Source organism: Streptomyces sp. NPDC004327, from assembly GCF_042873935.1.
Taxonomy (GTDB): domain Bacteria; phylum Actinomycetota; class Actinomycetes; order Streptomycetales; family Streptomycetaceae; genus Streptomyces.
On record NZ_JBIAME010000015.1, the window covers coordinates 39582 to 60251 of the forward strand.

Below are 20670 nucleotides of genomic sequence, written 5' to 3' on the forward strand. Positions count from 1 at the left end.
GACTTTGCCGGACGGCGATGCCGCAAGGCAATTCCGTGTTGCGTGTGAAAGCTCACACCTGGCTGGGTGCACGGGATTTGGCGGATACGGGCGACAGCGCGGCGCCGCCCGGCTAAGCTCTCGCGCTTTGCCGGGCGGCGCCAACTGGGGGCGATTCCAGGTCAGATCTGGACGTCCTCCAGCATTTCGGTCACGAGCGCGGCGATCTGCGAGCGCTCGGAGCGGGTGAGGGTGACGTGCGCGAAGAGCGGATGACCCTTCAGCTTCTCGACGACGGCGACGACTCCGTCGTACCGGCCCACCCGGAGGTTGTCGCGCTGGGCGACGTCATGGGTGAGCACGACCCGGGAATTGGCCCCGATCCGGGACAGAACGGTCAACAGGACGTTCCGCTCCAGGGACTGGGCCTCGTCGACGATGACGAACGCGTCGTGCAGCGAGCGGCCCCGGATGTGCGTGAGCGGCAGCACCTCCAGCATGCCGCGCTGGAGCACCTCCTCGATCACCTCGCGGCCCGCCACCGCCGACAGGGTGTCGAAGACGGCCTGCGCCCACGGGCTCATCTTCTCGGCCTCGGTGCCCGGCAGATAGCCGAGTTCCTGCCCGCCCACCGCGTACAGCGGACGGAACACCATCACCTTCTGGTGCTGGCGGCGCTCCAGGACCGCCTCCAGGCCGGCGCAGAGCGCGAGCGCCGACTTGCCGGTGCCCGCCCGGCCGCCCATCGAGACGATGCCGACGTCCGGGTCGAGGAGCAGGTCGAGGGCGATGCGCTGCTCGGCGCTGCGGCCGCGGATGCCGAACGCCTCCCGGTCGCCGCGCACCAGCCGGACGTTTCCGTCGGCGGTGATCCGGCCGAGCGCCTTGCCGCGCTCGGACTGCAGCACGAGACCGGTGTGCACCGGCAGTTCGGCCGCCTCCGGGACGTACAGCGTCTCCTGGTCGTAGAGGATGTCGACCTGGTCGGCGGAGAGCCCGAGCTCGGACATCCCGGTCCAGCCGGAGTCCGTGATCGCGAGCTCCGCCCGGTACTCCTCGGCGAGCAGGCCCACCGACGACGCCTTGATCCGCAGCGGCAGGTCCTTGGAGACGACGGTGACGTCGTACCCCTCGGCCTGGAGGTTGCGGGCGACGGCGAGGATCCGCGAGTCGTTGTCGCCGAGCCGGTAGCCGGCCGGCAGGACGCTGGGGTCCGAGTGGTTGAGTTCGACACGCAGGGTGCCGCCCAGCTCCCCGATGGGGAGCGGTGCGTCGAGGCGTCCGTACCGGACCCGGAAGTCGTCGAGCAGGCGCAGCGCCTGCCGGGCGAAGTAACCGAGTTCGGGGTGGTGCCTCTTGGCCTCCAGCTCGGTCACCACGACGATCGGCAGCACGACTTCGTGCTCCTCGAAGCGGGACATCGCGCTGGGATCGGCCAGCAGGACGCTGGTGTCGAGAACATAGGTGCGCCTGTCGGACAAGCGGCGCTTAGTGCTGGTCACCACGGAAGGACAGACCCCCTTTGTCGACCCCTGTGAGGTCGGGGTGCGACGGCTCCGCGGACCGCGGAGCCGGTGTCGCGGCGGAATGGGACCGGGCTCAGGCCACGATGCTCGGGCCGAGCGCCGGCCCTCCGCTTCTCCCGTGCGCGTCCCGCACGGTCGTCCTGGTGCAAAGGGCCTCCCGGGTGGCGGTCTCCGTGCCGCTCACTTCACCAGGGATATGCCCTCGAACACGCGCCGTCATGCCATGGCATATGACGGCGCGTTCATGAACAGGGGGTGACGGATGTTCCGGGGGAGGTGCCGGTGGTGCGGGTGGTGTCCGGAGCGTCAGTTGCCGAAGCGGCGGTGCCGGGCGGCGTAGTCGCGCAGGGCGCGCAGGAAGTCGACCTTGCGGAAGGCCGGCCAGTGCACTTCACAGAAGTAGTACTCGGAGTGGGCGCTCTGCCACAGCATGAATCCGGACAGCCGCTGCTCGCCGCTGGTGCGGATCACCAGGTCCGGGTCGGGCTGGCCGCGGGTGTAGAGGTGTTCGGAGATCAGGTCGATGTCGACGACCTCGGCGAGCTCCTCGAAGCTGGTGCCGCGCTCCGCGTGGTCCAGGAGCAGCGAGCGGACCGCGTCCGCGATCTCCTGGCGGCCGCCGTAGCCCACGGCGACGTTCACGAGTATGCCCGTGTTGTCCAGGGTGGCCTGCTCGGCCTCCTTGAGCACGGACTGGGTGCGGGCCGGCAGCAGGTCGAGGGTGCCGACGTGGTGCACCCGCCAGCGGCCGTCGGCGGCGAGCGCCCGTACCGCGTCCTCGATGATCCCGAGCAGCGGGAGGAGCTGCTCCTCGGGGCGGCTGAGGTTGTCGGTGGAGAGCATCCAGAGCGTGACGACCTCGACGTCGGTCTCGGCGCACCAGCCGAGCAGCTCCTGGATCTTGTCCGCACCGGCCTTGTGACCCTGCTCCGGCGTGCCGCCACTGGCCTTGGCCCACCGGCGGTTGCCGTCGAGGATGACGCCGATGTGCTTGGGCACCTGGGCGTGGTCGAGGCGGCCTTCCACCCGGCGTGCGTAGAGCCCGTACACCAGGTCGCGCAGGTTCACTGTTCTTTACCCCTCCATGCAGTGTCGGCCCCCCGAAGCCGCCACATTACTGCGGACGGGTAACGAGCTCCCAGCCCGGGACTGTCACAAGTCCGTGATAAGCAGAGATACGTGACTGATTCCCCCCTGTACCGCGCCGCAGCGGACCGTTATGACGCCATGGAGTACCGGCGCACCGGCCGCAGCGGACTCAAGCTCCCCGCGATCTCGCTCGGCCTCTGGCACAACTTCGGCGACGACCGCTCGCTCACCTCGCAGCGCGCGATCCTGCGCCGCGCCTTCGACCTGGGCGTGACCCACTTCGACCTGGCGAACAACTACGGGCCGCCGCCCGGCTCCGCCGAGCTGAACTTCGGCAAGATCTTCGCCCAGGACTTCGCGCCCTACCGGGACGAGCTGATCGTCTCGACCAAGGCGGGCTACGAGATGCACCCCGGCCCGTACGGCGAGTGGGGCTCCCGCAAGTACCTGATGTCGTCGCTCGACGCCTCCCTGAAGCGGATGGGCCTCGACTACGTCGACATCTTCTACTCGCACCGCTTCGACCCGCACACCCCGCTCGAGGAGACGATGGGGGCGCTGGCCTCCGCCGTGCAGCAGGGCAAGGCGCTGTACGTGGGCGTCTCCTCGTACACGAGCGAGCAGACCGCCGAGGCCGCGCGGATCCTCAAGGACATGGGCGTCCCGGCCCTGATCCACCAGCCCTCGTACTCGATGATCAACCGGTGGACGGAGGAGGACGCCCTCCTCGACACGCTGGAGGCGGCCGGCATGGGCTGCATCTCCTTCGTGCCGCTGGCCCAGGGCCTGCTCACCAACAAGTACCTGACGGGCGTGCCGCAGGGTTCGCGCGCGACCCAGGGCAAGTCCCTCGACCCGAACCTGCTCTCCGACGAGGTGCTGCGCCGGCTGCGCGGCCTCGCGGACATCGCGGAGCGGCGCGGCCAGTCGCTGGCCCAGCTGGCGCTGAAGTGGGTGCTGCGCGACGAGCGGATGACGTCGGCGCTGATCGGCGCGTCGAGCGTGGCGCAGCTGGAGGAGAACGTGGCGGCGCTGCACGGGGCTCCGCTGACGGCGGAGGAGCTGAAGGAGATCGACACGTTCGCGGTCGACACCGAGGGCACCAACATCTGGGCCGGCCGGGGCTGAGCCCGTAGGTCCAGGGGCGGGGAAAGAAAACGGGCCGGTCCGTGGGGGGGATACGGACCGGCCCGAGGGGGGGTTTCCACCATAACCCTTCATTAACCGTGTTGTGCGCCATGCGCGCCGACCGGTGGCCGCCCATTCGCCCGGAGGCCAGGCGGCACAAGGGCTGTGGCGGCCGATGGCGGGTTTGCGCCCGGCGTGGCGGCGTAATCCGTACCTCCCACGGGGGACCCCGGTCACGGGTCGCCCGGTTGACGCGGTGACGCAGGTCAGGGGCGGGGCGGGGGCGCGCCAGGGGCGGCCTTGCGGTGCAGGAGCGTGATGCCGTCACGGCGGGCGACGAGTTCGTAGCCGTAGGTGCGGCGCGCGGCGGCCAGCTCGGTGAGCTGCTGCTCCAGGGGGTAGGGCCAGTGGCCGCGCCGGTACGGCCAGGCCTCGGGGGCCTCGGGGTCGTGGACGATCCATTCGGCGGTGGGCGCCGGCAGGTTCCCGCGCCGGTACTCGTAGAGCCGCCCGCCGACCGGGAAGGTCGGGAAGAGGACGACCGTGCAGCGGGAGGTGAGCTGCGGGGCGAGCCGGTTGGAGGCGGCGACGGTCGCGCCGTCGGGGATCCTCGCGAGCAGTTCCCTGGCCGCCCGCAGGTGCGCGGTGGTGTGCCAGGTGGCCCGCTGGGCGAGCTGGGCCAGCGGGAAGGACGGGAGGAGCACGGCGGTGACCGCGAGGACGGTGGCGAGCGCCGCCCGGACGTGGCGCGGGTCGCGTTCCCTGCCGAGGACGTCGAGGAGTCCGGCGAAGACGACGGGCATGAGGATCGCGCTGTAGTGGAAGGCCGTGCCCCAGTGGAAGACGTTCTCCGAGGCCATCCGCCACAGGAGCGTGGGCAGCGCGATCAGCGCGAGCGGTGAGCGCAGCGCGAGCAGGGCGGACGGGGCGAAGACCAGGATCAGGGTGGTGGCCTTGAGGTCGGGCCGCAGCAGGTCGAGCGGGGCGTGCGCGAGCGCGGAGAGCAGCGAGCCGTGCGCGGCGGCGAGCTGGCCGCCGTGGGCGTAGCCGCCGGTGGGGTCGAGCGCGGGCAGCAGCACCTTGATCTCCAGGGCCGAGCCGAGCAGCCCGGCGGCGGCGGTGGCGAGGCCGAGCCGGCGGGAGCCCTTGAAGGCGATGTACGCGCCGACGGCCGCGAGGGTGAGTCCCAGGTCCTCCTTGACGAGCAGCAGCGGTGCGGCCCAGGCGACGGCGGCGCGCCACCGCCGGCGCCCGAGCGCTTCGAGCGAGCAGGCCAGGAGGGGGACGGCGAGGGCCACCTCGTGGAAGTCGAAGGCGGCGGCCGACGCGATGCCCCAGCTCAGCCCGTATCCGGCGGCGACGGCGTGGGCGGCGCGCGGGCCGACGGCGCGCACGGCCCAGCGGATCAGGGGGACGGCGCCGAGCGCGAGGAGCGCGGACTGGGCGACGAGGAGGGTGAGCGGCGAGGGGAAGAGCCGGTAGAGCGGGGCGAGCACGGCGAGGAGCGGGTGGAAGTGGTCGCCGAGGAGGTTGAAGTCCTCGCCTCGCAGGGGCACGACGGGGGCGCGGAGTTCGGCGTAGGCGCGGACGGCCTGTTCGAAGATGCCGAGGTCGTAGCCGGTGGTGCGCATGAGCTGGTGGCGGCGCACGGCGACGGTGGCGTAGAGGAGGCAGAGGGCGGCGGCCCAGATCCAGGGGAGGAGGGCGGCCCGCTGCCGTTGTCCGGTGGGCGGGGCTGACGCCGGTTCACTTGCCGCCGTCGCGCGTGGGGTCGATTCCGTATCGATTGTCCGCATCATCCGCATATGGCGTGATGCTAGGACGGGCCGTTCAGGGCAGGGCGGTGAACGCGCCGAACAGCAGCCCCAGGAGCGCGCCCACGATCATGAACGGCCCGAACGGGATCGCCGAGCCGCGCCCGGCCCGGCGCACGAGGACGAGCCCGAGCCCGTAGACGGCCCCGAGCAGGAACCCGGCGAACGCCCCGGCGAACAGCACGCCCCAGCCGTACCAGCCGAGGGCGGCACCGAGCGGCACGGCCAGCTTCACGTCGCCGAGGCCCATGCCGTTCGGGTGGAGGAGGAAGAGGCCGAGGTAGCCGCCGCCGAGCGCGAGCGCGCCGAGGAGCGATTGGATCCAGGATCCGGCCGCGTACGGCAGGAGCGCGGCGCCCGCGAGGAGCAGCGGCAGCGCGGCGGCGAGCGGCAGCGTCAGCGGATCGGGCAGCCGGTGGACGCGGGCGTCGACGACGGCGAGGAGCGTGCCGAAGGGCGCGACGAGCAGCCAGACCAGCAGCTCGGGCCGCGGGCCGCCGGCGGCCGCGGCGAGCGCGGCGCAGGCGCCCGCGGTGAGCAGCGGCGCGAGGAGGGGCGCGGGGGCGGTCGCGCAGCCCGCCCGCCCGGGGCCGCCGAGCCAGCCGCGCGCGGGCCCCGTGAAGGGGTGGCCGGCCGGACAGGCGGCCCGCCAGGGCTCGTCGGGTGCGACGGAGAGCCGGTACGCGGCCCGCGGGACGAACAGCCCGGCCGCCGCGCCCCACAGGGCGGCGGCGGTGACGAGGGCGATCGACAGGGCGTCCACGGGCCGACCCTAGGGCTACTGTCGTGCCCATGGGGAGGACTTGGCGAGATGGGGCGGGCCTGCTGACGACGCCGTCCGGCACGGCGGTTCCCGTGGAGATCGCCGCTACCTACGGGGCGCGGCGGCGGGGACTGCTCGGCCGGGACGGCATCGACGGCGCCCTGCTCATCACCCCGACCAACAGCATCCACACCTTCGGCATGCGCTTCACCCTCGACATCGCCTATCTCGACCGGTCGTTCACCGTTCTCGACGTGGTGACGATGCGGCCGGGCCGGCTGGGCATGGTCCGCTGGCGCGGCCGGCACGTCCTGGAGGCGGAGGGCGGCGCCATGGCGGGCTGGGGGCTGCGGCGCGGGGTGAGCGTCAGGGTGGACCCGATCCCAGGAGCGTGAAGGCCCCGTACGCGGCGGAGGCGAGCGCGAGGACCGCGAGCACGGGCACGACCGTGCGGGTGCGCAGTCGCGCCAGGGCCGCGGCGGGCGGCAGCAGCAGGCCGAACGCGGGCATCATCAGGCGGGGCCGGGAGCCGAAGTAGGCGGCGCCGACGAGCGAGACGACGACGACCGCGACCGTGTAGACGAGCAGCGGGAGCGGCTGCCGCTGCCGTACGCACAGCACGACCAGCCACCCGAGCAGCCCGAGCACCAGGCAGAGGCCGAGCGCCGCCGGCCACGGCAGCCCGGCGATGAAGCGGGCGAGCGCGACACCGCCGTCGATGGAGTTGCCCCAGGCCGCCTGCACGTCGAAGTAGGCGGTCGCGCCGCCCTGGCGGATGCCGACGTACACGATGTACGCGAGCCAGCCGAGCGGCGCGAGCAGCGTGCCCACGGCGACGCGGGCCCGCAGCCGCCGTTCGCGCACGACCGTGACCAGCGCGGTGATCCCGATCGCGGCGATCAGCGCGGCGGCCGTCGGCCGGGTGAGCCCCGCGAGCACGGACAGCGCCCCGGCGAGGATCCAGCGGTCGCGCAGGACGGCGAGGAGCGACCAGGCGGCGAGCGCGGTGAACAGCGTCTCCGTGTACGCCATCGACTGCACGAACGCCGTCGGATACACCCCCCACAGCACCGCGAGCACGACCCCGGCGCGCCGGCCCGCGACCTGCGCGCCGACCCGGTAGATGCCCCAGGCGGCGGCGAGCGAGGCGGCCCAGGAGACGAGCAGCCCGGCGGTGGCGGCGTCGACGGGCAGGACGGTGGAGACCGCCCGCTCCAGGGCGGGGAAGAGCGGGAAGAACGCGAGGTCGGCGTGGACGCTGCCGCCCGGCAGGGTGACCTGGTAGCCGTATCCGTGCTCGGCGATCCGCGTGTACCAGACGGCGTCCCAGCGGCCCTTCAGCCGGTGCAGCCCGTCCTCGCCGGTGGCCACGGCGGCGACGGCGAGGACGGCGAGCCCGACGATGCGGGTGGCGGCGTAGCCGCCGAGGGCGGCCCAGGGCGGGGACGGGCGTGCTGGTGCGAGGTGGGGCGGGGCTGCGCGGGACATGCGCTCGATTATCAGCCGCCCGGACGCAGACGCAGGAATCGCGCGGTCATGACGGGCCCGAGCCGGCGCACGATCGCGTGCCCGGGCTCGTGCGGATGCGGCAGGTCGCCGAGGAAGGACGTGACGATGACCTCGTCGACGCCGACGACGCCGCGGCGGCTCTGCTCCTCCAGGAAGTCGAGGGTGCGCCGCCAGTCGGCGCCGGCGCCCTCCTGCTGGAGGAAGGAGCTGACGGTGGCCTGGACCACGTCCCAGAAGAAGACGTGCGGCCGGACGCGGCCCTGGCAGAAGACGTGCGCGTCATAGACGTCGCGGAAGCCGGGGACCCGGGCGACGAGGTCGCTGACGAGCTGGACGCCGGGGGTGGGGGTGGGGGTGAGGGTGGGCGTGGAGGTCGGGACGGGGGCGGGTGCGGGGGTCGTTGACATGGCTGCCCGTTTCGAAAGCGCTGGTGAACGCATGAACTCGTGGGAGCCGGCTCCTTGATCAGGATGCCTCTTCCGATGTGCCCGTTCTCACCGGTAACCGGCACTTTTGCACTTTCCTGACGGTGCCTTTCGCGGAGTTTTCCACAGGGGGTGCGAAGTGTCGCTCTTCCGTGGATCGTTGCTCGTATGTACGAGTTGGGGAGGCTCGCCAGAGGCGGGGTGTTGCTGACCGCACGCGCGTACGAGGCGGGTTGGACGCGTGGTCGGCTGCGGGGCCGGCTGACGCGCGAGGGATGGCAGCGGATCTGCCGGGGCGCGTGGGCGGCCCCGGGGAAGGAGGTCGACTGGAAGGCGCGGGCCAGGATCGTCCAGGCGCTCCGCCCCGACCTGGTGTGCAGCCACACGACGGCGGCGGCCCTGCACCGGATCGAGCAGCTGGCGTCCTGGGGCGGGGTGGGGTGGCCGGGCGGGCCGGGCGGACCGCGGTGGCCGGGCGGGTCGGGGTGGCCGGGCGGGCCGGGCGGACCGCGGTGGCCGGGCGGGTCGGGGTGGCCGGGCGGGTCGGGGTGGCCGGGCGAGTCCGCGTGGCCGGGCGTGCTGGAGTTCACCGGGCCGGGAAAGGGGGCGGCACGGGGAGGGGCGGCGTCCGCGTCCACTCGACCCTGTTCCTCACGGCGGCGGACTGCTCCGTACGCGCCGGGCTGCGGGTGACGACCCCGGCCCGCACGGTCGGCGACCTGATGCGCCGCGGCACCCGCGAGGAGGCCGTGGTCACGGCGGACTCCGCGCTCGCCCACCGCACCGTCCGGGGCGTCCGTCGCGCGCCCCTCGTCCACGGGGACCAGCTGGCGGCCGAGCTGGCCCCACGCCGCCCCGGCGCGGCCCGTGCCCGCGCCTGGCTCTCCCTGGCCGACCCCGCCGCCGGCTCCCCCGCCGAGACGATCGCCCGCCTCCGCATGCACGACGCGGACCTCCACCCGGAATCCCAGCCGCTCCTGCGCAGCCGCGCCGGCCGCGCCCTGCGCCCCGACTTCCTCTTCCGCGGCGCGGGCCTGGCCGTCGAGATCGAGGGCTACGCCTTCCACGGCACCCGCCGGGCGCACGAACGCGACGTCGACCGCTACAACGCCCTCACCGACTGCCGGGAGATCCGCCGCGTCCTGCGCTTCACCGCGACGGACGTCTTCCACCACCCGGACCGGGTGGTGGCGACGATCAGAGGCGCGCTGGAGCGGGGATGACTGGGACCGGCGGTGAGGGCGGGTGGTGGCGGCGAGCGCGATCAGGCCCCGCGCGCGTGGCGGCCCTGCGTGCGACGGCGGGTCCGCTGGACCAGCGGCCAGGCGCCGAGCCCCGCGACGAGGACGGTGCCCGCCGTGACGCCGGTGATGCCGATGGCGCGCAGGGTGGGATCGGGTGCGGCGGCGACCGGACCGGAGACGAGGCCGGAGCCGGGGGCGGAGCCCGGGCCGGATCCGGAGCCGGGGTCCGCGTGTCCGGACGACGGCGTGACGGCGAGGTCGAGCGTCACGGGGACGGGGGTGGGGGCGGCACGGTCGAGGGTGAGCTGGACGTAGTAGGTGCCGGCGAAGCGCATGGCGCCGACCGCGTTCGTGGCGGCCGCGGTGCGGTTGGCGTACGCGGCGGGCGCGGTGGCCAGCGAGAGGCTGGCGGGATCGCCGGTGTAGAGGCCCTTGGTCTCGTCGACGGCGCCGCGCGCCGGGTTGTACAGCGCGAGCCGCAGCCCGTCCGGCAGCGCGGAACGGCCCGGCGGCGCGGTCGCGTTGCCGAACCGGGCCCGGACGAACAGCTGCTGTCCCCAGTCGACCGGTACCCGGTAGAAGCGGCTCTCCCCCGGCCGCAGCTCGTCCCGCCAGCTGCCGCCGCCGAGGCCGCCCGCGTCGTTGAACCCGGTCCCGCCGCGGGCCGCGCGGCCCTGCCCCGTACCGAACGCGGCCGGCGGCTCGGTGCGCCACGCGGTCGGCGCGGGCGGTGCCGGTTCGCCGGGCACCGGCTCCACGACGTACCCGAGCTCCACGGTCCGCCGCCCCGGCGCGCCCTCCGCCCGCCCGACGCCCTCGACGACGAACACGTACTCCCCCGGCTCCTGGCAGTCCCGCCCCGGCTCGGCGCGCCGGCTGACGTAGTCGGCGATGGGGCGGGCGGTGTCGCCGTAGAAGCGGATGTCGGTGTGCATGCCGCACGGTGTGCCGTCCGGCGTGCGCAGGGAGAGGGAGAGCCCGTCGACGACGTCGACGGGCTTGCCGGGGGCGGGGGCGAGGACGGCGGAGAGGTAGACGTTGGAGGTGCCGTCGAGGCGCACCCGGTACGTATGCGTCTCGCCCTTCGCGATGCTGTCCGTGTACGTACCCGGCCCCGGCAGCACCGCACCGCTGCCGACGGGCCGGGCGTCGGACGCGGTGCGGTACGCGGCCGGACCGGTCCCCGCGTGGACGCCGAGCGCCCCGAGGACGAGCGCGGCTGCCATGACCGTGCGCATCGCCCCGCTACCCGCCGGAGGTGCCGGTGGATCCGGAGGCACCGGACGTCCGGGGGAAGGACACCTCGACGCGGCGGTTCTTCCTGCGGCCGTCCTCGGTGGCGTTGTCGGCGATCGGATAGTCCTCGCTGTACCCGCGGATGTCGTACGTCGTCGCCGGATCCAGGTTCCGCGCGAGCTCGCGCTGCACGGCGTCGGCGCGCTCCTTGGACAGCGTCAGCCCGTGCTCGTACGTCCCCAGGTCGTCCGTGAACCCGAACACCCGGACCCGGCCCGACCCCTGCTTCCTGATCTCCGCGGCGATCGCGGCGATGCGGGCGGTGGCGGACGGGCTGAGCTTGGCGCTGTCCTTCCCGAACAGCACCTCGGCCTGCAGCGCGAACGTCACGTCCACGTTCGTGTCCTCACGCCGCTGCTCGCCGCCCTCCTCCTCGACGATCTGCTTGATGTCGAGGACCTTCGGCGGCGCGAGCGTGGCCCCGTCGGGCAGCATCAGCGCGGGCGAACTCGTGTCGATGGCCGGCGGCGGCGCACCGGTCGAGGTGGACCCGGGCGGGTCGTCGGCGTACGCCGTCCCGGCGGAAAGCAGCACGAGACCGGCGGCGAGGGCGGCGAGGCGGCGGCGTGTGGAGGTCATGGCGGCGCTCTCAGGAGAGCTTGATGGTGGCGGGGGTGAAGGTGGGGAGCTGGAGGGAGACTTCGGTGGTGGTGGGGGGCGGGGCGGGGAACTGCATGAAGACGGGGATCGACGAACCTGCGTCGAGGCTGGAGAGCCGCGTCGTGGTGAGCGGGCGCCCGTCGGTGTCACGCAGGACGTAGTACCGCTTCTTGCCGACCGAGTCGAGGAGAGTGGCACCGCCGAGCGAGTTGCCGTGCTTGATGATCTCCGTTTCGTCACCGCTGAGGTGAGCGGAGACGACGGCGATGTCGGCGGAGGTGTTCTTCAGCTGACCGCTGACCGTGACGAAGCCTCCGGCATCCCGCTTGGCCGAGTTGACCGTCAGTTCGAGTCCCTCCTGTCCTTTGAGGACGCCCAGGACCTCGGATGGCTCGGCCGAGGGAGCCGCCTTGGCGTCCTGCCCGGTGGTTCTCGGTGCCACCGAGTTCGCCACCGAAGGCTCCTTCTTGGGCTGCTCCTCGCTGCCGCACCCGGTCAGGATGAGTGCCAGTCCAGCCGCAAGGGCGACGGCCGTCCCCCTGCGGGCCTTCCTCGCGTACCGAACGTCCATTGAAATCCAGGTCCTTCGCTCGTCAGTCGGCAAGTCGAATAGTGAAGAGATCCACCGCGGCCGGCAGCCTCGGGTCTTCCGGGTCGATCGTCCACTTGACCCCGTCGCAGACGAGCCCGGTGATCGGTTCGGGTTCGGGGCTCGGCGTGGGGGTCGGATCGGGGGTTGCCGAGTCCGTGGGCGTCGGCGCGGTGGGGGTGGGCGGGGTCGTCGGCTCGGGCGCTTCGTAGAAGCAACGAGGCTCCAGGACGGCGGTCGCGGTCGCGACGGCGTGGGTCTTCTCCGTCCCCGGAACGAGTGAGGTGCCCACCGTGTTCAGGGTGCGGATCTGCACCCGGAACTCCCCTGACTGCGCGAGGTCGCAGCCGCCAGGCGGCACTTCGGCTTCGTTCTTGGCCGCGAACGCTTCCGCTCGCTCACAGGCCCGATCTCGGGAGTACTCCTCGCCCTTCAGATACCGGTCCCATTCGGCGGGATCGATGATCACGTCGAGCCAGCCGTCCCGCAGCTGCTCCCTCGCGTCCTGGGCTGCGGCGAGCGCGGCCGCGTCGGCAGCGGTCTGGCCGCCGCTTCGGGTGACTGCCGCCTGCGCAACGGCGAAGTACACGAAGGCGAGGAACAGCAGACCGGCCATCACCGTGATGTAGACGGGAAATGCCTGGCCGGAGTCGCCGCGCCACCTGCCTACTTGCCGCCGGTGAGGCTGGCGATCTTGCGAGTGATCGCATCCTTGATCGACTGCCCGATGTCCGTGCCCGTGATCGCGACCACGATCGCCACCACCACCACGATGATCCCCAGGTACTCCACCGCCGTCTGTCCGCGGTCCCGGTCCCGACCCTTGCCGTCCGACCGGCGCCCGGCCCAACTCCCCATCTCCACCTTGGCCTTGGTCAGGGCCTTCAGCAGCGCCTCGTTCATCGTGATCCCCTCCGAGTCCGGCGACTCGGGCAGGGTACGCCGGGTGGGGCGGGTGTTCACAGGGTCCGTAGGCCCAATCACGTTCGGTAGTCGCGCCGGCGGGCCGTCTGGGCGTCATGATGCCGTCCTCGTGCCGAGCCAGGAGGCGATGGCTTCGCCGCGGGTGGTGCTGTGGAGCTTGGCGAAGATGCGGTTGATGTGGTTCTTGACGGTCTTTTCGGTGATGGAGCAGGTGGCGGCGATCTGCTGGTTGGTCAGGCCGGATGCGATCAGGTCCATGACCTCCACCTCCCTCGCACTCAGACCGAATCGTTGCACTCGCGAAGCCGGATATCTGAAGCGCAGTATATTCGCGAGAGTTGGCCGCGCGCCAGCATGTGCAGTCGCACGCACCACGCGTACGAGTTCCGCCACGTCGAACCGGCCGTGGACCAGCCGGGCCGTGGCGGCACCCTCGCTCACCCCTGCCCCTGCCCCTGCCCCTGCCCCTGCCCCTGCTCCCGCTCCCGCTCCCGCCACGACCCCCACCGGCTCGTGCGTCAGCAGCAGCACCGGGGCCAGCGCCGAGAGCCGTGCGACCGCCTCCCGGTCCTCGTCGACGACGATCACGTCCGGGGCGGACGCCTCGGACGTCACCTCCAGGTCCGGGTGCTCGCCCAGCAGGACCGTCAGGCCGGCCCGTACGACCGGGTTGGCGGCGGCCACGTAGACCTTCAGCGTCCGCATGTCATTCGCCCGTGATCGAGCCGAAGTCGGTGCCGGTGCCGAGGAAGAGGCCGGCGCCGAGCAGGATCATCGTGGCCGGGACCATCAGGGTGGTGATGACCATCGTGGCCTTCGGGACCGCCTTCGCGGCCTTCCGGCGGGCGTTCTGGGCGTCGGTGCGGCGCATGTCGTTGGCGATCTGGATGAGGGTGTCGACGATGGGGGCGCCCAGCTCCTCGCCCTGCTGGAGCGCGGTGACGAACTGGGCGACCTGCTCGGAGTCGTTGCGGCGGCGCAGTTCGTCGAAGGCCTCGCGGCGGCTGACGCCCATGTCCATCTGGCGCAGCGTGATGCGCAGTTCGTCGGCCCACGGGCCCTCGTACTTGTCGGCGACGCGTTCGAGCGCCTGGCGGAAGCCCAGGCCCGCCGACACCACCACGGCCAGGACGTCCAGGAAGTCCGGCAGGGTGCGTTCGATCTGGTCCTTGCGGATGCGGACGGCGGACCAGATGCCGACCTCGGTCCAGAAGGCGCCGAAGGCGAAGAGGAGCAGGGCGACCAGATACGAGCCGCGCGTGATCATCAGCAGGCCGCCCAGGCCGCCCAGGAAGCCGTAGACCGCGCGCCGCGCGCCGTAGCGGTCGATCGTCAGGCCGCCGGGGTTGCCGGCGAGGTCGATGCGGCGGCGGACGGAGTTGACGCGCTTGGGGCCCATGAGCCGGAGCACGGCGGGCGACCAGCGCATGCCGAGGCGGTCGACGGCGGAGTAGACGGCGCCGGTGCGGGTGGCGCCGACCTCCAGGGCGAGCTGGAGGTCGGAGGGGAGTTTGGCGTCGGCGCGGTAGAGGCGGATGCCGTAGCAGATGCCGGCCACGGAGAGGCCGGCCAGCAGGGCCCACAGGAAGTCCACGGTCGTCACGTTCCTGGTCCGCCCCTCACACGTCGATCTTCGCCAGGCGGCGGATGATCACGAAGCCCACGGCGTAGAGCCCGAAGGCCAGCACCACCGCGAGCTGTCCGAGCCCCGACCCCGTCATCCGGTCCAGCGCCCCGGGCTGCATGTTGTCGATGAGCAGCAGCGAGCCGACGCCGATGACCGGGACCGCGTACGCCGTCATGCTCACCTGGGACAGCTGCGTACGGACCTCGCGCCGGGTCTCCTTGCGTTCCTCCAGCGTCTCGGTGAGGTTGCGCAGGGAGGAGACGACGGTGCCGCCGGCCCGGTTGGCGAGGACGAGCGTGGTGACGAGGACGACGAGTTCGCGCGACGGGAGGCGTTCGGCGAGTTCGCCGAGGGCGTCGTCGACGGAGGTGCCTACGGCCAGCTGCTGGGAGACCTTGGCGAGTTCGTCGCCGGCGGGGGCCTCCATCTCGTCGGCGGCGAGCGAGAGCGCCATGCGCAGGGCGAGGCCGGCCTGGGTGGCGTTGGCGAGGATGCGGGAGAGTTCGGGGAGCTGGTTGATGAACTTCTCGATGCGCTTCTGCCGCTGCCAGTTGAGGAAGCCCATGGCGACCCACACGCCGAGGAAGCCGCAGATCGGGCCGAAGAACGGGGAGAGCAGCGCCTGTCCGGCGATCCACAGGGCGGCGACGGTGACCGCCATGTAGACCACGAACTCGCCCGGCGTGATCTCCAACCCGGTCGCGGAGATGCGGAGTTCGAGCCTGCGCCCGAGAGTGGTGCGCCGCACGCGCCGGTCGACGCCGCGGAACGGGCGCCTGCGCCGGCCGCCCGCGCCCGTGCCGTCGTCGCCCTCGCCGTCGGCCCGGCTGAGGCGGGCGATCAGCGCCGAGCGCTGGGCGGCCCCGCTCGCGTACAGCTGGATGCCGACCACGGCGAGCACGCAGCAGATCAGCGCCACGGCCAGGGTCAGCACAGTCGGATTCATGGTGGCGAGTCCCCCTACTTCGCTTCCCGTGTGGCGAGCTGCTCGTCCGTCGCCGCCACACCGAACGCCTGCGGAATGGGCTGGCCCGCCATGTAGAGCCGTTCGGCGACCCGGCGCGGCAGCGGGTGGTGGACGAAGCGGCCGTGGACCCGTCCGTCGGCGGCGAGCGGCTGGGCGTCGAAGCGGCAGACGGTGGCGAGGAGGTAGCGCTCGCGGCCGCTGGAGGCGAGGATCGCGATCTCGGTGACCCGGCGGGTGCCGTCGGGGTGGCGGGTGAGCTGGACGAGGACGTCCACGGCGCTGTTGATCTGGTCGCGCAGCGCCTCGAAGGGCACCTTCACCTCGGACATGGAGGCCAGGGTCTGGAGCCGCATGAGGGCGTCCTCGGCCGAGTTGGCGTGGACGGTGGCGAGCGAGCCGTCGTGGCCGGTGGACATCGCCTGGAGCATGTCGAGCGTCTCGCCGCCGCGCACCTCGCCGACGACGATGCGGTCGGGGCGCATGCGCAGGGAGTTGCGCACGAGGTCGCGGATGGAGACCTGGCCGCGGCCCTCGATGTTCGGCGGGCGCGCCTCCAGGCGGATGACGTGGGACTGCTGGAGCTGGAGTTCGGCCGAGTCCTCGATGGTGATGATCCGCTCGCCGTCCGGGATGAGCCCGGAGAGCGCGTTGAGGAGCGTCGTCTTGCCCGTGCCGGTGGCGCCCGAGACGATGACGTTGAACTTCGCCTGCACGAGCCCCGACAGCAGGAACAGCATCTGCTCGTCCATGGACCCGAGCCCGATCATCTCGTGCAGGGTGTACGAGCGGGGGAAGCGGCGGATGGTGAGCGTGGCCCCGGTGAGCGACAGCGGCGGGATGATGACGTTGACGCGCTCGCCGGAGGGGAGCCGGGCGTCGACCATCGGATTCGACTCGTCGACGCGGCGGTTGACGGTCGACACGATCCGCTCGATGGTCTGCATCAGCTGTTCGTGCGACGCGAACCGCAGCGGCAGCAGCTCCACCCGGCCCGCCCGCTCGACGTAGATCTGGTCGGGGCCGTTCACCATGATCTCGGTGATCGAGGCGTCTTCGAGGAGCGGTTCGAGCACGCCGAGCCCCAGCGCCTCGTCCACGACGCGGCGGATGAGCTGGGCCCGTTCGGCGGTGGAGAGCACCGGGCCCTCGCGGCTGATGATGTGCCCGAGGACGCGTTCGAGACGGGCCCGGCGCTCGGCGGCGGCGAGCGCGGACATCTCGGTGAGGTCGATCTCCTCCAGGAGCTTGGCGCGGAAGGACGCGACGAGGTGGCCGTCCTCGCGTCCGGCGCCGCCCGCCCGGTTCTCCTCGGGGGTGTGGATACGGGCCCGCAGGCTCATCGGCGGTCCTCCTCGGGCGCGGAATCGGGGACGGAAGCGGGTCCGGGGCGGGGCGCGGGATCGGGCCCGGAGCGGGGCCCGGAATCGGGCGCGAGACGGGGCGCGGAATCGGGGACGGGCATGGTGGCCGACTTGCTCACGCTCGGCATGTCCAGGAACGGGATGAGGGACGGGATCCTTACGGTCACGGTCGCGACCCCGCCCGCCACCTCGACGTCGCTGCGGCCCGCGATCCAGCCGCTCATCGCCGCCTTCCCGGCGACCCCCGGATCCGGTACGGCGCCGCGGTCGTCGACGCTGTCCGCGCGCGCCGCCGCCCGCGCTCCCGTGCCCGCCTGCTGGGCCGCGTAGGCGACGATGCCCAGCTGGACGCCGGCGAGGCCGATGAGCAGCAGGATCGGCAGGAAGCCCAGGTACTCGACGGCCACCTGGCCGCGGTCGCGTCCGCGCACGCGCTTCATCGGCCCTCCGTCCGCTCGCGTACGGCTCCGGCCTCGCCGGTCACGTCGAACGGGAAGCTCGCCGCGCCCGGGAAGAGCACCGGCACCTCCAGCCGGACCGTGGCGTGGACCATGCCGCCCGATGCGCGGCAGTCCACGCTCGCCCCCGCCTTCCACGCCCCCTCCAGGTGCCGCTCCGCCGCCGCCCCGCAGTCGTCGCCGACCGCCTCGGCCCGTGCCGCCTCGTCCGCCGCGTTCCCCGCGAGCGTGTACGTGTAGCCGATCAGGACGCACTGCCACAGCAGGACGAGCGTGAGGAGGATCAGCGGCAGCATGCCGACGAACTCGACGGCCACCTGCCCGCGGTCCTCACGCACCCGCTCCCCGACCGGCCGCATGTCAGCGCCCTGCCCCGCGCCGCCGCAGTCCGAGCGTGCCCCGGTCGCCGCCGCGCACCAGTTCCCTGCTCGGCCGCGCGGCTCCCGCCCGCACCAGGCCCAGCTCGCCGGCCAGCGCCCACAGCGCCTGCTTGACGGTCGAGCGCGCGTCGAGGTCGTGCAGCCGGCCGGCGTCGACGACGGCGGCGAGTTCCTTGAACTGGGCGGGGACGGCGACGCCCGCGATGCGGGTGCCCGTGATCTTCTGGACGAGGGCGGGCTGGATCTCGGTGCCGCGGGTGTGGCGGTTGACGAGGACCGTGGTCTCCTCCGGTTTGCGGACCTGGAGGCGGTCCCACATCCGTACGACGCGCTTGGCGGCCCGGACCGCGACCACGTCCGGCGTGGTGACCAGCAGCGCGGTGTCCGCCATCTCGACGGCCGCCGCGCCCGCCGCGTCCAGGTGGGTGCCGCAGTCGACGACGACGACCTCGTGGCGGCCGCGCAGGGCGCTGACGATCTGGCGGGCGGAGCGGTCGGTGACCTCCTCGCCGCGCTCGCCCTCGCCGGGGGCGAGGAGGAGGGAGAGGCCGGTCTCGTGGACGTAGACGGCGTCCTGGAGCACGCGGGGCGAGATGTCGCTGATGGCGGCGAGGTCGGCGAGCGAGCGGCGGAACTGGACGTCGAGGTACGAGGCGATGTCGCCGCTCTGGAGGTCCATGTCGACGAGGGCGACGGTGCGGCCGGAGGCGCGGGCGGCGAGGGCGAGGTGGACGGCGGTGACGGTGGTGCCGACGCCGCCCTTGGCGCCGCTGACGGTGACGACGGTGCCGCTGGGGCCGGCGGGGGTGTCGGCGGCGGCGCCGAGGTGGCGGCGGACGCCGGCGGACCACTGGGCGGCGGCCTGGACGCGGCTGGCGAGTTCCTCGTAGCCGAGCGGGAGGGTGACGAGGCCGCGGGCGCCGGAGTCCATGGCGGCGGAGAAGAGGACGGGGCTGGCGTCGGCGGTGATGAGGACGACGCCGACGGCGGGGAAGCGGAGGGCGACCTCGCGGATGAGTTCGAGCGCGGGGACGGGACCGATGCGCTCGTGGACGAGGACGACCTCGGGCAGTTCGTCGACGGAGGCGGCGGCGAGCCGGGCGAGGGTGTCGACGAGCTGGGTGGAGTCGGTGACGGGGCCGGCGGGTTCGGCGTCGGGGAGCTGGCCGATGAGGGTGGTGACGGCGCGGGCCGCGTCCGGGTCGCCGACGGCCGGCAGGATCCTGGTGGTCATACCGGGTGCCTCACTTGTCCTTACTTGTCCTGGCCACGTATCCCTGTCACTTGTCCTTGTCGAGCGTGTACGTGCGGTCGCGCGGGTCCGGCGGGGTGCCGCCGGCGGGGCCGGGGGCGACGAGGGCGAGGCGGACGTGTTCGGCGAAGGACTCGGCGTAGGCGACGCGCTGGGTGTCGGCGGTGGAGAGGGCGAAGGTGATCGGGACGGCCTCGGTGGGGCGGCCGCCGCGGTCGTCCTGGTTCTCGATCGGGGTCAGCTTGCCGATGGCGAGGACGTGGGCGCCGGCGACGATCAGCTTGGACTGGGCGGGGCGGCCGCCGCGTTCGCCGGCGAAGGTGGCGTAGATGTTGACGCTGGCCCCGGGGGTGATCTTGCCGGCGACGCCGGTGGCGGCGTCGATCATGATGGCGAGCTCCTGCTGGCCGGCTTCGAGCGCGGGCCGCTTGACGATCATGTCGCTCTGGAGGAGGGAGCCGGCCTTCAGGGTGGTGACCGCGATCCTGCCCTCGGTGTCGCGCAGGTCGGTGACGGCGGTGGCCGGGAGCCAGCGCTTCGGCATGGTGATCTTCTCGAAGTCGCCGGGGCCGAGCGGCTTGTACGGCGCGATGTCGTCCTTGACCCGGTAGGCGACCGCCTCGGGCCCGACCTTGGAGTTGACGTCGCTGATCACCGAGAGCACGCCGGCGAACGCGCCGAGCGCGCACAGGACGGAGAGCAGCAGCAGGATGACGCCACGGCGCTGGCGGGAGTTCATGGCCGTACTACCTCGATCGTGGACGGGTGACGCGACGGACGGGGGTCATCTGGCGGCGTTGGCCTCGGCGGTGGCGGGCAGGGGCGCGGCGCAGAAGCCGCAGCGGTCGCCGATGAGCTCCATGCGGCACCAGTGGCAGGTCTCGCGCCGTACGGAGGCGACGAGTTGGTGCAGGACGGGCAGGTCCGGCAGGTACGCGGTGAACTCGACGAGCCGTCCGGTGCCCCACCAGCGGGCCGAGGACTCGGGCAGCGCGGTCTCCTGGACGGCGCGGACCTGCCAGCCGGGGGCGAGGGCGGTGGTGGGCCAGTCGGTCTGGAGCTGGCCGCGGGCGACGACGAGGTCGGTGGCGAACTCGGGTCCGGTGAGCGCGGCCGGTTCGTCCCCGGCGCCTCCGAGGCGGACGAGCTGGGGCGCGGGACCGGCCAGGACGGCGAAGTGGGCGCCGGGTAGCCAGCCCTTGAGGTGGGAGCCGAGTCCGACGGGCACGTGGTCGAGCTTGGCGACGGAGCCGAGGACGGCGCCGGCGTACACGTAGTGGGTGAGCAGCCGGGCGGCGGAGGCGAGGACGCCGGGGCTGAAGTCGCAGGCGGAGAGCTGGCGGAGCTGGCGGACGAGCACGGCGGCGCCGAGCGGGGGCAGTTCGGTCCGCACGATCGCGATCCGGTCGGATTCGAGCAACGCGCGTACGGCGTGGAGGCGTTGCACGGTGGCGGGCGGCGCGGACGCGGGGCAGACGGCGACCACATGGCCGTGCAGGTCGAGCAGCCGGCGCACGTCGGTGAGGGCGGCGTCGAGCGGCCGGACGTCCGGGCCGGGCAGGACGGCGGCGGGGGGCGTCTGCGGGTCGGTCGGCGGCAGCACCAGGTCGGCGCTGGTGACCGCAATCGCTGTCGGCACGTCGGGCTCCCCCGGATCCCTCACTGACCACTCGTTGATCACTAGCTGCGTTCGCAGCGTTACCGCCTCTGCACTTTATCCAGGCCGCCGGAGCGCTGAA

At 72.9% G+C, this 20670-nt stretch carries 23 protein-coding genes; 3 read left to right on the forward strand and 20 right to left on the reverse strand.

What is annotated here, in order from left to right; all coding sequences use genetic code 11:
- Positions 1-161: 161 nt before the first annotated feature.
- Together ACFYU9_RS36255 and ACFYU9_RS36260 are read right to left on the reverse strand one after the other, a co-directional pair.
- Entirely contained in the window at positions 162-1484 is a 1323-nt protein-coding gene (locus tag ACFYU9_RS36255) for a PhoH family protein (protein ID WP_389204507.1), read from the reverse strand.
- Positions 1485-1811: 327 nt separating this feature from the next.
- Entirely contained in the window at positions 1812-2573 is a 762-nt protein-coding gene (locus tag ACFYU9_RS36260; protein ID WP_389204508.1) for an isoprenyl transferase, read from the reverse strand.
- Positions 2574-2684: 111 nt separating this feature from the next.
- On the opposite strand from ACFYU9_RS36260, the gene mgrA reads away from it, so the two are divergent.
- On the forward strand, positions 2685-3722 hold the full coding sequence (mgrA, locus tag ACFYU9_RS36265; protein ID WP_389204509.1) for an L-glyceraldehyde 3-phosphate reductase: 1038 nt from the start codon (positions 2685-2687) through the stop codon (positions 3720-3722).
- A gap of 266 nt (positions 3723-3988) precedes the next feature.
- On the opposite strand, the gene ACFYU9_RS36270 is transcribed toward mgrA, so the two are convergent.
- Positions 3989-5371 carry a DUF2079 domain-containing protein gene (locus tag ACFYU9_RS36270; RefSeq protein WP_389347877.1) on the reverse strand — a complete coding sequence of 461 codons (1383 nt, stop codon included), beginning with the start codon at positions 5369-5371 and terminating at the stop codon, positions 3989-3991.
- Positions 5372-5552: 181 nt separating this feature from the next.
- Entirely contained in the window at positions 5553-6290 is a 738-nt protein-coding gene (locus ACFYU9_RS36275) for a prepilin peptidase (RefSeq protein ID WP_389205256.1), read from the reverse strand.
- A gap of 38 nt (positions 6291-6328) precedes the next feature.
- On the opposite strand from ACFYU9_RS36275, the gene ACFYU9_RS36280 reads away from it, so the two are divergent.
- Positions 6329-6694 carry a DUF192 domain-containing protein gene (locus ACFYU9_RS36280; RefSeq protein WP_389204510.1) on the forward strand — a complete coding sequence of 122 codons (366 nt, stop codon included), beginning with the start codon at positions 6329-6331 and terminating at the stop codon, positions 6692-6694.
- Here the strand turns inward: ACFYU9_RS36280 and ACFYU9_RS36285 are convergent.
- Positions 6666-7787 carry a glycosyltransferase family 39 protein gene (locus ACFYU9_RS36285; RefSeq protein ID WP_389347879.1) on the reverse strand — a complete coding sequence of 374 codons (1122 nt, stop codon included), beginning with the start codon at positions 7785-7787 and terminating at the stop codon, positions 6666-6668. The two genes, ACFYU9_RS36280 and ACFYU9_RS36285, sit on opposite strands and share 29 nt — an antisense overlap.
- A gap of 11 nt (positions 7788-7798) precedes the next feature.
- Positions 7799-8215 carry a hypothetical protein gene (locus ACFYU9_RS36290; RefSeq protein ID WP_389347881.1) on the reverse strand — a complete coding sequence of 139 codons (417 nt, stop codon included), beginning with the start codon at positions 8213-8215 and terminating at the stop codon, positions 7799-7801.
- Positions 8216-8922: 707 nt separating this feature from the next.
- Here ACFYU9_RS36290 and ACFYU9_RS36295 point away from each other — a divergent pair.
- Positions 8923-9456: an endonuclease domain-containing protein gene (locus ACFYU9_RS36295; protein WP_389347883.1), complete on the forward strand. Its 534-nt coding sequence runs from the start codon at positions 8923-8925 to the stop codon at positions 9454-9456.
- 41 nt (positions 9457-9497) lie between these two features.
- On the opposite strand, the gene ACFYU9_RS36300 is transcribed toward ACFYU9_RS36295, so the two are convergent.
- The 14 genes from ACFYU9_RS36300 to ACFYU9_RS36365 form a co-directional block, all read right to left on the reverse strand.
- Positions 9498-10703: a hypothetical protein gene (locus ACFYU9_RS36300; RefSeq protein ID WP_389347885.1), complete on the reverse strand. Its 1206-nt coding sequence runs from the start codon at positions 10701-10703 to the stop codon at positions 9498-9500.
- A gap of 19 nt (positions 10704-10722) precedes the next feature.
- Positions 10723-11352, reverse strand: a complete 630-nt coding sequence (locus tag ACFYU9_RS36305; RefSeq protein WP_389204514.1) for an OmpA family protein — start codon at positions 11350-11352, stop codon at positions 10723-10725.
- Positions 11353-11362: 10 nt separating this feature from the next.
- Complete coding sequence (locus tag ACFYU9_RS36310; RefSeq protein WP_389347887.1) at positions 11363-11944, reverse strand: hypothetical protein; 582 nt, start codon at positions 11942-11944, stop codon at positions 11363-11365.
- Between the two features lie 22 nt (positions 11945-11966).
- Positions 11967-12578: a hypothetical protein gene (locus ACFYU9_RS36315; protein WP_389347890.1), complete on the reverse strand. Its 612-nt coding sequence runs from the start codon at positions 12576-12578 to the stop codon at positions 11967-11969.
- Positions 12579-12628: 50 nt separating this feature from the next.
- Positions 12629-12820, reverse strand: coding sequence for a hypothetical protein (locus ACFYU9_RS36320; RefSeq protein ID WP_389347936.1), 192 nt, complete (start codon positions 12818-12820; stop codon positions 12629-12631).
- A 159-nt stretch (positions 12821-12979) separates the two neighbouring features.
- Entirely contained in the window at positions 12980-13591 is a 612-nt protein-coding gene (locus tag ACFYU9_RS36325; protein ID WP_389347892.1) for a LuxR C-terminal-related transcriptional regulator, read from the reverse strand.
- Position 13592: 1 nt separating this feature from the next.
- Positions 13593-14480, reverse strand: coding sequence for a DUF5936 domain-containing protein (locus ACFYU9_RS36330; RefSeq protein WP_389205259.1), 888 nt, complete (start codon positions 14478-14480; stop codon positions 13593-13595).
- A 25-nt stretch (positions 14481-14505) separates the two neighbouring features.
- Positions 14506-15459, reverse strand: coding sequence for a type II secretion system F family protein (locus ACFYU9_RS36335; protein WP_389347894.1), 954 nt, complete (start codon positions 15457-15459; stop codon positions 14506-14508).
- 14 nt (positions 15460-15473) lie between these two features.
- Positions 15474-16820, reverse strand: coding sequence for a CpaF family protein (locus ACFYU9_RS36340; RefSeq protein ID WP_389204518.1), 1347 nt, complete (start codon positions 16818-16820; stop codon positions 15474-15476).
- The gene (locus ACFYU9_RS36345) at positions 16817-17281 is read right to left on the reverse strand and encodes a TadE/TadG family type IV pilus assembly protein (RefSeq protein ID WP_389347896.1); all 465 of its coding nucleotides are present in this window, start codon (positions 17279-17281) and stop codon (positions 16817-16819) included. Before ACFYU9_RS36345 ends, ACFYU9_RS36340 begins: the two co-directional genes overlap by 4 nt.
- Complete coding sequence (locus ACFYU9_RS36350) at positions 17278-17637, reverse strand: TadE/TadG family type IV pilus assembly protein (protein ID WP_389204520.1); 360 nt, start codon at positions 17635-17637, stop codon at positions 17278-17280. The genes ACFYU9_RS36345 and ACFYU9_RS36350 overlap by 4 nt, the downstream gene beginning before the upstream one ends.
- Positions 17638-17659: 22 nt before the next feature.
- Positions 17660-18913 (reverse strand): CpaE family protein, encoded by a 1254-nt coding sequence (locus ACFYU9_RS36355; RefSeq protein WP_389347898.1) that lies wholly within the window; start codon positions 18911-18913, stop codon positions 17660-17662.
- A 46-nt stretch (positions 18914-18959) separates the two neighbouring features.
- The gene (cpaB, locus tag ACFYU9_RS36360; protein WP_389347900.1) at positions 18960-19670 is read right to left on the reverse strand and encodes a Flp pilus assembly protein CpaB; all 711 of its coding nucleotides are present in this window, start codon (positions 19668-19670) and stop codon (positions 18960-18962) included.
- Positions 19671-19715: 45 nt separating this feature from the next.
- Complete coding sequence (locus ACFYU9_RS36365) at positions 19716-20570, reverse strand: hypothetical protein (protein ID WP_389204523.1); 855 nt, start codon at positions 20568-20570, stop codon at positions 19716-19718.
- Positions 20571-20670 lie beyond the last annotated feature (100 nt).

Bases quoted from the DNA above. Each gene is read 5' to 3' on its own strand.
- ACFYU9_RS36280 (WP_389204510.1), top strand. From the start codon at position 6,329: ATGGGGAGGACTTGGCGAGATGGGGCGGGCCTGCTGACGACGCCGTCC.
- ACFYU9_RS36285 (WP_389347879.1), bottom strand. From the start codon at position 7,787: ATGTCCCGCGCAGCCCCGCCCCACCTCGCACCAGCACGCCCGTCCCCG.
- ACFYU9_RS36290 (WP_389347881.1), bottom strand. From the start codon at position 8,215: ATGTCAACGACCCCCGCACCCGCCCCCGTCCCGACCTCCACGCCCACC.
- ACFYU9_RS36300 (WP_389347885.1), bottom strand. From the start codon at position 10,703: ATGGCAGCCGCGCTCGTCCTCGGGGCGCTCGGCGTCCACGCGGGGACC.
- ACFYU9_RS36305 (WP_389204514.1), bottom strand. From the start codon at position 11,352: ATGACCTCCACACGCCGCCGCCTCGCCGCCCTCGCCGCCGGTCTCGTG.
- ACFYU9_RS36310 (WP_389347887.1), bottom strand. From the start codon at position 11,944: ATGGACGTTCGGTACGCGAGGAAGGCCCGCAGGGGGACGGCCGTCGCC.
- ACFYU9_RS36315 (WP_389347890.1), bottom strand. From the start codon at position 12,578: ATGGCCGGTCTGCTGTTCCTCGCCTTCGTGTACTTCGCCGTTGCGCAG.
- ACFYU9_RS36320 (WP_389347936.1), bottom strand. From the start codon at position 12,820: ATGGGGAGTTGGGCCGGGCGCCGGTCGGACGGCAAGGGTCGGGACCGG.
- ACFYU9_RS36325 (WP_389347892.1), bottom strand. From the start codon at position 13,591: ATGCGGACGCTGAAGGTCTACGTGGCCGCCGCCAACCCGGTCGTACGG.
- ACFYU9_RS36335 (WP_389347894.1), bottom strand. From the start codon at position 15,459: ATGAATCCGACTGTGCTGACCCTGGCCGTGGCGCTGATCTGCTGCGTG.
- ACFYU9_RS36340 (WP_389204518.1), bottom strand. From the start codon at position 16,820: ATGAGCCTGCGGGCCCGTATCCACACCCCCGAGGAGAACCGGGCGGGC.
- ACFYU9_RS36345 (WP_389347896.1), bottom strand. From the start codon at position 17,281: ATGAAGCGCGTGCGCGGACGCGACCGCGGCCAGGTGGCCGTCGAGTAC.
- ACFYU9_RS36355 (WP_389347898.1), bottom strand. From the start codon at position 18,913: ATGACCACCAGGATCCTGCCGGCCGTCGGCGACCCGGACGCGGCCCGC.
- cpaB (WP_389347900.1), bottom strand. From the start codon at position 19,670: ATGAACTCCCGCCAGCGCCGTGGCGTCATCCTGCTGCTGCTCTCCGTC.